Consider the following 9691-nt stretch of genomic DNA (forward strand, 5'->3'; position numbering starts at 1 on the left):
CCGGGGGCGCGGGCGGCGCGGGAGCCGGAGGCGCGTCGGGCGGCCAGGCGCCGCCGGCGGAGGGGGCGCCACCGGGCGCGGCGCCGGGCGGGCCCGCCGCCGCGAAGGGCCCTTGCCGGTCGGCCGCCATCGAGGTGGCCTCAGGGCCGGACAAGGGCCGCACGTTCACCGAGATCGTGCACCCCGACGCGTCCCGGCAGTACACGGTGGGGCAGCGCGTCATCCTGGCATACGCCCCCAAGGCACCCGAGAACCTGCGCTATTCGGTCGCGGACGTGGACCGCGACCTGCCGGTCGGCCTGCTGGCCGGGCTGTTCGCCGTCGCGGTGGTGGCCATCGGGCGGCTGCGCGGCGTCTTCGCGCTGGTGGCCCTGGTCATCAGCTTCGGCGTGCTGACGCTGTTCATCCTCCCGGCGGTGCTCCAGGGTTCGGACCCGCTGCTGGTCGCCGTGGTCGGCGGCAGCGCGATCATGCTGATCGCGCTCTACCTGTGCCACGGGCTCAACGCCCGCACCTCGGTCGCGGTCCTGGGGACGCTCACCTCGCTGCTGGTCATCGGCCTGCTGGGGTCGTGGTTCATCGACTGGGCGCATCTGACCGGGAACACCGACGACCAGACCGCGCTGGTGCACGGCCTCTACCCGGGGATCGAGACCCAGGGCCTGCTGCTGGCGGGGATCATCATCGGCTCGCTGGGCGTCCTGGACGACGTCACGGTCACGCAGACGTCGGCGGTGTGGGAGCTGAAGGAAGCCGATCCCTCGGCGAGTTGGCGCAAATTGTACGGTGCGGCGATGCGCATCGGGCGGGACCATATCGCCTCTGTCGTCAACACGCTCGTGATGGCGTACGCCGGTGCGTCACTGCCGTTGCTCCTGTTGTTCTCGATCGCGGACAGCGGGGTGGGAACGGTGGCCACGAGCGAGATCGTCGCGGAGGAGATCGTACGGACGCTGATCGGCAGCATCGGGCTCGTGCTCTCGGTCCCGGTGACGACGCTGCTGGCGGCGCTCGTCGTCAGTGCCGACCGGCGCACCGGGGCCGAGGGGGCGGACGTGGGGCCGGGGGGCGGCGGTACGCGCTCCGGGGGCGGGCGGCGGCGCCGGGCCAAGCGCTAGCCGGCGTCGAGAGGGGCGTTAAGGGACGTCGGGGGACGTCGGGGGACGTCGGGGACAAGACGGTCGGACGGGGGGGGCTGCCGGTGATCGGGGAGACGGGCCGGGTGACGGGGGCGATCGGCCCCGGCCTGGTCGGCGAGGTGATGCTCCGGGTGCGCGGGGGCGCCGAGGCGTTCCTGGCGTACGCGATGGAGCCGGGCGAGCGCATCACGCGGGGGACGCTCGTGGTCGTCGTGGAGTACCAGCCGCCCCGCACGGTGTACGTGACGTCCGCCTACGGCTGACTCCGGACGGGCCGCGCGGTCCGGCCGGTCCGGGCGGGCCACACCACACGAGCCACAACACAAAAGGGGGAAACGGGACATGTTCTTCGGCATCGTGGCGGGGGCGGTCGTGGTGGCCGCCGCCCTCGCGGTAGGGCTGTTCAAACTGATGTGGCGCGTCGCGGAACCCAACGAGGCCCTGGTCATCTCCGGCTCGAAGCACCGTACGGAGGGCCTCGGCGAGGGCATGGGCTTCCGGATCGTCACCGGGCGGGGCACGCTCGTGCTGCCCGGGGTGCAGGTGGTGCGCAAGCTGTCCCTGGACCTCAACGAGGCGCAGTTGCACGTGGATTGCGTGACGAACCAGGGCATACCGCTCAAAGTCCATGGTGTGGTGATCTTCAAGGTCGGCGACGACTTCGTCTCGATCGCCAACGCGGCCCGCCGCTTCCTGGACCAGCAGAAGTTCATGTCGGAGCGGGTGCACAACGTGTTCGCCGGGCACCTGCGGTCGATCGTCGGCGGGCTGACCGTGGAGGACATGATCCGCGACCGGGAGCGGCTGACGGGCGAGACGCGAGCGGCCTCCGGCACCGAGATGGAGAAGCTGGGCCTGATCATCGACTCGCTGCAGATCCACGAGATCCAGGACCCGACCGGCTACATCAAGAACCTGTCCGCCCCGCACGCGGCGGCGGTGCACCGGGACGCCCGGATCGCCCAGGCCGAGGCGGACCGGCGGGCCACCGAGGCCGAGCAGGCGGCGGCCGCGCGGATGGCCGAGGCGACCCGGGACAGCGAGATCCTCCAGGCCGGGTACCAGGCCGAGCGGGACGGCGCCGCGGCCAAGGCGCGGCAGGCCGGGCCGCTGGCCGAGGCGGCGGCCAAGCAGGAGGTCGTGGTCCAGGAGACGCGGGTGGCGGAGCTGGCGGCGCGGCGCCGGGAGCAGCAGCTCCAGGCGGACGTCCGGAAGCCGGCCGACGCGGCGGCGTACAAGACGCGCACCCTGGCCGAGGCGGAGCGGGACGCCCGGATCTCGGCGGCGCAGGCGCTGGCCCAGGAGACCGAGCTGGCCGCGGCGGCCGACGCGACCCGGGTGAAGACGGAGGCCGCGGCCGAGGCGGAGGCCACCAAGGCGCGCGGGCTCGCCGAGGCGGCGTCGACGCGGGCCACGGGCGAGGCGGAGGCGGCGTCCGGGCAGGCCCAGGGCGTGGCCGAGGCCGCGGCGGCGAAGGCGCAGGGCCTGGCCGAGGCGGAAGCGGCGCGGGCGCAGGGGCTCGCGGAGGCGGAGGCCACCCGGGCCCGTGGACTGGCGGAGGCCGAGGCGGCCAAGGCCCGGGGCCTCGCGGAGGCGGAGGCGGCCCGGGCCCGCGGGCTGGCGGAAGCGGAGGCGATCAAGGCGAGGGCGGCGGCGCTGGCGGAGAACCAGGACGCGGTGGTCGCCCAGCAACTGGCCGAGAAGTGGCCCGAGATCGTCGGGGCCGGCGCCCAGGCGTTCGGGAGCGTGGACCACATGGTGGTGCTGAACGGCGCGGACGGCCTGTCGGAGGCGTTCGCCAAGGCGCTGACCCTGGGGGGTACGGGTCTGGGGCTGGCGCGGCAGCTGCTGACGGCCATGGGGAGCGGTGCCGACGGCAGCGGCGGCCCGGCGTCGGGGACCGGTGGTGGCACCGGCGGCGGGACGGGGGCCGGCGTCCCCGGCCGGGGCTCGGCCGCAGCGCCGGGCGGCCCCGTCCCGCGCACCGAGCGGGTGCCGGTCGAGCGGTCCGCCGGGGACGGGGCCGGGGGCGGCGGCGGAGACGCCGCACCGGTGCGCTAACCGGCGTTCTGCCCCTCGGTGTTGCCGGCGAGGATGCTGTCGAGCGCCGCGGCCAGGTCGTAGTCGAAGTCGGCGACCGAGCGCTCCTCGCCGAGCGGGGCGACGCGGTCCGTCCGGTCCAGGAAGGCCACCAGGGGCGCCGCACCGGCCCGGAACAGCGCGCCTTCACCGCCCACTTGCAGACGGATGAACACGTCCGAGAGGTGCTGCGCGGAGGCGGGGGCGATGTGCACATCGCCTTCGCCCGAGGGCTGGCTCAACCCGTCCAGCAGCAACTCCCTTGCGAAAGCCCAGGTCACCGGGGCGTCGCCGGGCAGATGAAAGGTGAACTTCACCGCGTAGGGATCGCTGCTGTCATAGGCCAGCTCCACCGGGATACGGAAGGACAGCTCCTCGGAGACGAGGAACGTCATGATCACTTCTGCCTGAACTGTGTCGCGCATCGCCCAATGCCCCGTCTTTGTCGGTTTGGCCGGGATTGGATCCTCATGGCCCTACTCATGACGCCATAGTCTGACAACAACGTCCTGCGGATCACAAGGAGTGATTTTTCAGTTACCGATAGAGATTGAGAGGGAGCTTACGGCTCTTCGACTCTGGAGAGTAGCGACTCGACTACGGCATGGAGTCGTTCCGCCGGATTCCGGGCGGACATAAGCAGAGAACTGGCCAAAGTGCACGGCCGCCCACCGCCTGGGCGGGACGGTGGGCGGACGGCGTACGGGCGGCGGGCGCCTCCACGTGCGCGACGGGAACGACGCGGAGACGACGGGGAAACGGGCGGGACGGCTTCGGCCTACTCCTGCCCCGCGCAAACCGGTTGGAATCGTGCCGGGACGTGGCGGAGGGGCGGAAATCCCGCCCCTCCTCGCACACTCGGTGCCGGGGTGAACCGGCCGTACCGGCTGACGGCCGAAGTTACTCCCCGCGTTCCGATTCGTTGAGTTGACGAATTCGCCGGAGCGACGGACCTACCAGTCGCCGCCCTTCGACGACGAGGACCCCGTGAACTTCTTGACGACGAAGATCAGGCCGCCGATCAGCGCCACCAGCAGCAGCGCCTTGAACAGGACGTCGATGACGATCCCCAGCACGCTGATGATCAGGCTGCCGAACACCACGCACACGAGCACCGGCAGGGCGATCCACTTCACCCACCACGGCAGTCCCGCGAGTATCCCCTTCTGAGCCATGTCGTTCCCTGCTCTCCGCTTCGCGCGTCGTTGTCGGATCACTGTCGGCCGGGTCGCGGTCGGAGCACTGCCGGCCGTGCGCCGCCGGTGTCACCGGCCGTCCGGAGCGGTCGCCCCGGCAGCTTCGATGCTAGGGCGGACCGGGGGCCGAGCGGGGCCGCCGCAGCCCCGGTACGTCCCTGAACCTTCCCCTACGGGATGGGCGGGGACGACCCTGAGAACCCGGGCCCCGCACGCCCGCCGGACGCGGCCGGGGTCAGCTCTCCGGCGGGGAGAAGACCACCAGGACCCGGAGGTCCTCGCTGATGTGGTGGAACCGGTGGGTCACCCCGGCCGGGACGTACACGACGCTCCCCCGGCCGACCTCCGTCGTCTCGTCCCCCACGGTGATCGACGCCCGGCCGCTCACCACCACGTACACCTCGTCCTGGCCGTGCGGACCCTGCGGGTCCACGTCCCCGGCGTCGAGCGCGTAGAGACCGACCGACATGTTCCGCTCCCGGAGGAACTGCAGGTACGCCCCTTCGTTCGCGGCCCGCTCCGCCTCCAGCTCATCCAGCCGGAACGCCTTCATCCGCCGTCTCCTCCTCCGGGCGCCGGCCGTGCCGCCGATCGCCGATCCCACCTGTCGGTCGCGTCTGCCACGATCTCACGTATGAAGAATTTCGTAGTCAAGACGATCGCCAATGCGGCGGCCCTCGCAGTCGCGATCTGGCTGCTCAAGGGCATCACCCTGGCCGGTGAGACGACCGCCGCCAAGGCGATCACGCTGCTCGTCGTGGCGCTCCTGTTCGGCCTGGTCAACTTCCTCGTCAAGCCGGTCGTCAAACTTCTGTCGTTCCCGCTCTTCATCCTCACGCTCGGACTGATCACGCTGGTGATCAACGCGTTGATGCTGCTGCTGACCAGTTGGCTGGCCGACAAGTTCGACCTCGCGTTCCACGTGGGCGGCTTCGGCGCCGCACTGGTCGGCGGCGTGATCATTTCGATCGTGGCCTGGGCGATGCACGTGATCCTGCCGGACGACAAGGACTGACGCGTCACCGGCCGGCCGGCGGCGGGTCGTACCCGACCGTGTTGGCGGCCAGCTCCTCCGGGGTGATCTCCGTCGACCAGCCTTCCGGGGGCTCCTGGTACGGGCTGCACGCCCCGCAGGCGGCGCAGGTCCAGCGGCCGTGGATGCCGTGCACGATGGCGCCGCAGCCGGCGCACGTGTCCGTGGTGTAGTACGGCGGTTCACCGGGCAGGGCCGGTGACCGCCATGGGTACGGAGGTTCCGGGGACGCGCCGGCGGTGAACTCATCCATGCGCCCCAGACTGCCACGGGCGCGCCCCGGCGCACACCTTGCCGACGCGACGCGTCGCCATCCGCCCGTACGCCGGGGGAGCGCCGACAAGACGACCGACCGGACGGACGACGGGCACCGGAGGGGGCCACCGGTCGACAAAGTGACAGGACAAGGCATGGCCGCCGCGCGGGATTTGGCGACGTAGCGGCACGGCGGTCGGCCGCGGCACGGCCCGCGGCACGGCCCGCGGCAGCGCGAAGGCGGCTCAAGCCTCCCCCCTCATGGCTTGAGCCGCCGCGGTTCGTGCGAAGAAGAACCGCGCGACCAAGGCTAGTTGACTCTGCGTCAGTGTCCAATCACCCTGGCGGCACAGCCCTATCGACTTATTTATAGTTCCTCTACGGTCGGTGGCGGACCTCCTGGGGAGACGGCATGGATCTGGCCCTGTTGCGCACCTTCGTCACCGTCCACCGGGCGGGCTCCTTCACCCGCGCCGCCGCCCTCCTGGGCCTCTCCCAGCCGGCGGTCACCGGACAGATCCGCACGCTGGAACGGCAGCTCGGTCACCCCCTCTTCCTCCGCAGGGCGCGCGGCGTCACCCCCACGACGCTCGGCGACGAGCTGGCGCACCGGATCGCCCCGCACGTCGACGCCCTGCTGGAGATCACCGAGTCCGGGCTCGACGAGCAGTGGCCGCACCGCACCCTCCACCTGGCCGGGCCGCCGGAGTTCACCGCGCTGCGCGTGCTGCCCGCGCTGAGCCCGCTGATCATCCAGGGGCTCACCGTGCGCGCCGCCCAGGGCATGTCGGAACCCCTCTTCGAAGGGCTGGCCGCCGGCCACCACGAGCTCGCCGTCACCACGTCCCGCCCGCGCGGCCGGCTGCTGACCGCCACCCCGCTCTGCGACGAGGAGCACGTCCTGGTCGCCGCGCCGCGCTGGGCCGCCCGGCTCGGCGGCGCGGCCGTGGTCCGCGACAAGGGGGTGGCCGTCCTGGAGCACCTGCCGGTGGTGGAGGTGGACGAGAGCCTGCCGTTCGTCACCCGCTACTGGGCCGCCGTCTTCGACGGCAAACCCGTCACCACCGGCGCCGTCATCGCCCCCGACCTGCGGGCGGTGCTGTCCTGCGTCGTCGCGGGGGCGGGCATCGCGGTGCTGCCCCGCTACCTGTGCGAGGACGCGCTCGACACCGGGGAGGTCGTCGCCCTGCTCAACCCGCCGGTGCCCCCGCTGCGCACGTACTTCCTCGTCGTCCGCGCCGGCACCCTGGCCCACCCGCATCTGGCCCGGGCACACGAGTGGCTGCTGCGCGCCGCCGTTTCCTGGTGAGGAAAGGGTTTCGCGACGGCCGTGACGCGGCAGATGTCGCTTATGACCGTACGACCGGTGGTCAAACGCACCGCCCGTGCCATTCTGCTGGAAGGCGAGCCGGGCCCGGGCTCCGGCGAGCCGCACCTCGTCCTCATCAAGCGCACCAAGCCCGGACAGGCCCCCTACTGGATCACCCCGGGCGGGGGTGTCGAGGCCGGCGACGAGACCGTGATCGCCGCCCTGCACCGGGAGGTCGACGAGGAACTGGGCGCGAAGATCGTCGACGTCGTGCCCGCGTTCGTCGACACCGTCCTGCACGTCCCCGATCCCACCGACCCCGACGACCGGACCGTCCCCGGCGGCGTCAAGGTCCAGCACTTCTTCGTCTGCCGGCTGGCCTCGATGGACCTCGCCCTGCGGCACGGCCCGGAGGTCGACGAACCACGGGGCACCTACGAGGTGGTCCGGGTGCCGTTCACCCGGGAGGGCATCGCGTCGGTGGAGGTCGTCCCGCCCTCGCTCCGCGCCTACCTGCGCGAGAACGTCGAGGGGGTTCGGGCGCTGCTCGCCGACGACCTCGGCTGACGATTCCGGCTGAGCGGCGCCGCGGCGGGCTGCCGGGGCGGTCAGGGCCGTCCGGCGGCGACCCCGAAGTAGTCGCCGCCCTTGCGGCGGGTGCCGCCCGGCGTCTCCTCGTCCCGCTCGTCCTCCCGCACCCGGGCCAGCCGCGGGATGTACTTGCCGCAGTGCACGTACGCCTCCTCCACGGCGATCTCCACCCAGACCGGCGTCCGGCGGCCGGGCGCCTCCTCAACCGGCAGGCCGGGGTGGGCGGTTCGCATCGCGGCGTCCTCCACCACCCTGGCGCGCCCGTTGACGTGGAGGCCGACGCGGTCCCGGAAGAAGTCGACGAGCAGGATGCCGACCCGGGGGTTCTCCTCGATGTTGCCCAGGCTGGCGAGGACCCCGTTGCCCCGGTACTCGGCGTACGCGAGGGTCCGCTCGTCCAGCACCCTGAGGAAGCCGGGCGGACCGGCCCGGAATGTGTTGTCGCACGCCCCGCTCGCGTCGGCGGTGGCCAGGAAGAACATCTCCTGCCGGGCGAGGAACTCCCGCATGGCGGAGTTGACGTGGGAGAGCGTCTGCTCCGCGTAGAAGCGGTCGGCCCGTTCCCCCGTGCCGAACCGCTTCTGCAGCGCGTGCTCGCCCGCGCTGCCCGGGCGCGGAGCCGGCGGCTCCGAACCTCTTCCCGCCTGCTCTTCGGTTCCCGCCTGCTCTTCGGTCACCGCCGGTCTGCCTGTCCGCATCAGCCCTTCGCCTCCGCCAGAAGTCCGTCGATCGAGTCGTGACGTATTCGGTGGGTCGGGATCCCGATCCCGACCAGGGTGTCCAGGCCGCTGCGGATCATCCCCGGCGGCCCGGAGAGGTAGGCGTCGTACGCGTTCCACGGCCCGTACGCCCGCACGACGTGCGGGAGTTGCCCGCTGAGCGCGCTCGTGGGGCCGTCGGAGACGACCGGGCGGACGGAGAGCCAGGGGTGGGTCCGCTCCAGGTCGCGCATGGTGTCCATGTCGTAGAGGTCGCCGTCGTGCCGGGCGCCGTAGAACACCTCGACGGGCCGGCTGCGGCCGTGCTCGGCGACGTCCTCGACGAGCGCCTTGATCGGGGCGATGCCGGTGCCGCCGCCGAGGCACAACAGCCCGTTGTCAGTGGTGTGGTCCACAATCATGGAACCGGCGGGAGGACCGAGTCGCAGGACGTCCCCGGGGCGGGCGCGGTGGACCAGCGCACCGGACACCCAGCCGGCGGGGACGGCCTTGACGTGGAGGGAGAGCAGTCCGTCCGGGCGGGGGGCGGAGGAGAAGGAGTAGTGCCGCCATACGCGCGGCCACCAGGGGGTCTCGACGCTGGTGTACTGGCCGGCGAGGAAGGGGTACGGCTGGTCGGGGCGCAGGGTGACGACGGCGATGTCCGGAGTGCGCAGCTCGTGTCCGACGATCTCCGCCTGCCACCAGGGGGGTGCGGACGGCTCGTCCTCGGCGGCGGCGTCGATCATGATCTGGGAGATCACCGTGTAGACCCGCACCCAGGCGGCCTCCGCCGCCGGGCTCCAGGCGCGGCCGGCGTAGCGGGCGAGCGCGCCGATGAGGCTCTCGCCCACGGCGGGGTAGTGCTCGGGCCGGGTGCCGTACTTGCGGTGCCCGCGCCCCAGCCGGGAGAGGTACGCGGTGAGGGCCGCCGTGTCGTCGACGTGCCGGGCCGCCGTCAGCAACGCCTTGAAGAGCCGGTCGCGCTGGGCGTCCATGGCCGGCGGGAAGAGATCGCGCAGTGGGGGGTGGTGGAGGAAGAGCAGCGCGTAGAAGTGCGAGACGACGGTGTCGGCGATCGGCTCGATCTCGGCCAGGGTGCGGCGGATGAGGACGCTGTCGGGGGCGGCGCCGTCGCTCTGCGGGACGGCGGCGGCAGGTGTCGCGGCTGCGGCAGCGGTGGCGGGGTCAGCGGCCGATGTGCCGGCCGGGCCGCCGGCGTGCTCCTCCACGTTCCGCGCAGACGGATGCGGGGCGGGGGTGTTCCGGCCGCCGGCCGGCGGGCGTTCCGGCTCGGTGGCCGGTGACTCGGCGGCCGGTGACTCGGCGGCCGGTGACTCGGCGGCCGGTAAGGGGACGGGCCCTTCGGCGGGCGGACGCACCGGAGCGGC

General features: G+C 72.6%; 12 protein-coding genes. 6 read left to right on the forward strand and 6 right to left on the reverse strand.

Going from position 1 to position 9691, the window contains the following annotated elements; translation table 11 throughout:
• The 3 genes from JNW98_RS33010 to JNW98_RS33020 all read left to right on the forward strand — a co-directional run.
• The coding region (locus JNW98_RS33010) for a YibE/F family protein (protein ID WP_223771981.1) at positions 1 to 1118 on the forward strand (1118 nt) is incomplete at its 5' end.
• A gap of 83 nt (positions 1119 to 1201) precedes the next feature.
• Positions 1202 to 1402, forward strand: a complete 201-nt coding sequence (locus tag JNW98_RS33015; protein ID WP_223771982.1) for an NfeD C-terminal domain-containing protein — start codon at positions 1202 to 1204, stop codon at positions 1400 to 1402.
• A 79-nt stretch (positions 1403 to 1481) separates the two neighbouring features.
• Positions 1482 to 3200: a flotillin family protein gene (locus JNW98_RS33020; RefSeq protein WP_223771983.1), complete on the forward strand. Its 1719-nt coding sequence runs from the start codon at positions 1482 to 1484 to the stop codon at positions 3198 to 3200.
• Here the strand turns inward: JNW98_RS33020 and JNW98_RS33025 are convergent.
• From JNW98_RS33025 to JNW98_RS33035, 3 genes are all read right to left on the reverse strand, one after another.
• On the reverse strand, positions 3197 to 3643 hold the full coding sequence (locus JNW98_RS33025) for an SsgA family sporulation/cell division regulator (protein ID WP_049719032.1): 447 nt from the start codon (positions 3641 to 3643) through the stop codon (positions 3197 to 3199). The two genes, JNW98_RS33020 and JNW98_RS33025, sit on opposite strands and share 4 nt — an antisense overlap.
• Before the next feature lie 528 nt (positions 3644 to 4171).
• Positions 4172 to 4393 (reverse strand): DUF5326 family protein, encoded by a 222-nt coding sequence (locus JNW98_RS33030; RefSeq protein WP_223771984.1) that lies wholly within the window; start codon positions 4391 to 4393, stop codon positions 4172 to 4174.
• A gap of 256 nt (positions 4394 to 4649) precedes the next feature.
• Entirely contained in the window at positions 4650 to 4967 is a 318-nt protein-coding gene (locus tag JNW98_RS33035; RefSeq protein ID WP_223771985.1) for a cupin domain-containing protein, read from the reverse strand.
• Positions 4968 to 5048: 81 nt separating this feature from the next.
• Here JNW98_RS33035 and JNW98_RS33040 point away from each other — a divergent pair, with 81 nt between their 5' ends.
• Positions 5049 to 5429, forward strand: coding sequence for a phage holin family protein (locus JNW98_RS33040; RefSeq protein WP_223771986.1), 381 nt, complete (start codon positions 5049 to 5051; stop codon positions 5427 to 5429).
• A gap of 4 nt (positions 5430 to 5433) precedes the next feature.
• Here the strand turns inward: JNW98_RS33040 and JNW98_RS33045 are convergent, their stop codons facing one another.
• Complete coding sequence (locus JNW98_RS33045; protein ID WP_223771987.1) at positions 5434 to 5700, reverse strand: transposase; 267 nt, start codon at positions 5698 to 5700, stop codon at positions 5434 to 5436.
• A 414-nt stretch (positions 5701 to 6114) separates the two neighbouring features.
• Here JNW98_RS33045 and JNW98_RS33050 point away from each other — a divergent pair, with 414 nt between their 5' ends.
• Positions 6115 to 7011, forward strand: coding sequence for a LysR family transcriptional regulator (locus JNW98_RS33050; protein WP_223771988.1), 897 nt, complete (start codon positions 6115 to 6117; stop codon positions 7009 to 7011).
• A 42-nt stretch (positions 7012 to 7053) separates the two neighbouring features.
• A complete protein-coding gene (locus JNW98_RS33055; protein WP_223771989.1) occupies positions 7054 to 7578 on the forward strand; it encodes an NUDIX domain-containing protein in 525 nt (174 codons plus the stop codon).
• 41 nt (positions 7579 to 7619) lie between these two features.
• On the opposite strand, the gene JNW98_RS33060 is transcribed toward JNW98_RS33055, so the two are convergent.
• Together JNW98_RS33060 and JNW98_RS33065 are read right to left on the reverse strand one after the other, a co-directional pair.
• Complete coding sequence (locus JNW98_RS33060; RefSeq protein ID WP_223771990.1) at positions 7620 to 8279, reverse strand: pyridoxamine 5'-phosphate oxidase family protein; 660 nt, start codon at positions 8277 to 8279, stop codon at positions 7620 to 7622.
• A 20-nt stretch (positions 8280 to 8299) separates the two neighbouring features.
• The coding region (locus tag JNW98_RS33065; protein WP_223771991.1) for a globin domain-containing protein at positions 8300 to 9691 on the reverse strand (1392 nt) is incomplete at its 5' end.

The organism is Streptomyces huiliensis (assembly GCF_020037025.1).
Classification (GTDB): domain Bacteria; phylum Actinomycetota; class Actinomycetes; order Streptomycetales; family Streptomycetaceae; genus Streptomyces; species Streptomyces huiliensis.

Coding starts and splice junctions, on each gene's coding strand:
- JNW98_RS33055 (WP_223771989.1), top strand. CDS start 7,054: ATGACCGTACGACCGGTGGTCAAACGCACCGCCCGTGCCATTCTGCTG.
- JNW98_RS33045 (WP_223771987.1), bottom strand. CDS start 5,700: ATGGATGAGTTCACCGCCGGCGCGTCCCCGGAACCTCCGTACCCATGG.
- JNW98_RS33050 (WP_223771988.1), top strand. CDS start 6,115: ATGGATCTGGCCCTGTTGCGCACCTTCGTCACCGTCCACCGGGCGGGC.
- JNW98_RS33040 (WP_223771986.1), top strand. CDS start 5,049: ATGAAGAATTTCGTAGTCAAGACGATCGCCAATGCGGCGGCCCTCGCA.
- JNW98_RS33020 (WP_223771983.1), top strand. CDS start 1,482: ATGTTCTTCGGCATCGTGGCGGGGGCGGTCGTGGTGGCCGCCGCCCTC.
- JNW98_RS33025 (WP_049719032.1), bottom strand. CDS start 3,643: ATGCGCGACACAGTTCAGGCAGAAGTGATCATGACGTTCCTCGTCTCC.
- JNW98_RS33035 (WP_223771985.1), bottom strand. CDS start 4,967: ATGAAGGCGTTCCGGCTGGATGAGCTGGAGGCGGAGCGGGCCGCGAAC.
- JNW98_RS33030 (WP_223771984.1), bottom strand. CDS start 4,393: ATGGCTCAGAAGGGGATACTCGCGGGACTGCCGTGGTGGGTGAAGTGG.